We start from the raw sequence: 701 nt of genomic DNA, 5'->3' as shown, positions 1-701 counted from the left end.
CACGACCATGACGTGTTCGAGGTGTTTCGCGAGAACCAAGCAGCGTCTCGAACTCGCGGAACGGATCTTCCGGTGCCAGGGCTGCGGCTATATCGCATGCCGGGACCGGAACGCTGCCAGAGTGGTTCTGGCTGTGGCGGAGCGTGGCCACACCGGTGTCGACGACGTCAGTCAATCGGATCACCTCCTTCGGGTCGGTGCTGCGGTTGCGGTCTGAGCTGGGAATCTCCTGCCTTCAGGCAGGAGAGGCGTTGAGCGCAATTGTTACTCATCCGGCCCCGGGCGACCCGGTGGGGACCGCGGCGCGCGACGCAAACGCCGCACCCGCCACACTGGCGGCATGCAGCTCCACCCCTCCGACGCCCAGCGGGACTGGCTCGACGACCGCGTCCGCAGCGACCAGTTCCTGCTGTTCTGCTTCGAGGAGCCGGCCGGCGACCCCGGCCACCTGGTGGCGGAGCTGCGGCGACGGGCGTCGGCCGTCGTCGAGCTGCGGCTGCACGCCGTGGCGGTGCCGGGCGATCTGGACTATCCGTACTGGGCGACCGGGCCCGTCGGCGCCGACCGGTTCGTCGTGCACCGGCTGCCGGATCCGTCCTGGCCGGGCGTGCAGGAGGCCCTCGGTGAGCTGCTCACCGACCGGCTCGACATCCGGGCCTCGCCGTGGCGGCTGCACCTGTTGCCCGGCGTGACGGGGGCAC

The 701-nt window shown here is 70.5% G+C and carries 1 protein-coding gene and 1 pseudogene; both read left to right on the top strand.

What is annotated here, in order from left to right:
• Window positions 1-217: transposase (locus CQZ88_RS31090; protein WP_258008608.1), on the top strand; the 217-nt coding region annotated here is incomplete at its 5' end.
• Window positions 218-340: 123 nt separating this feature from the next.
• Window positions 341-701 (top strand): annotated as a pseudogene (locus CQZ88_RS14865) (hypothetical protein); the annotation flags it as partial.

This window comes from Rhodococcus sp. ENV425 (assembly GCF_002887785.1).
In the GTDB taxonomy this organism is placed as follows: Bacteria; Actinomycetota; Actinomycetes; order Mycobacteriales; family Mycobacteriaceae; genus Rhodococcus; species Rhodococcus aetherivorans.
The sequence above is the reverse complement of the archived record's forward strand: the minus strand, read 5'-3'. Positions and strand labels throughout refer to the sequence as shown.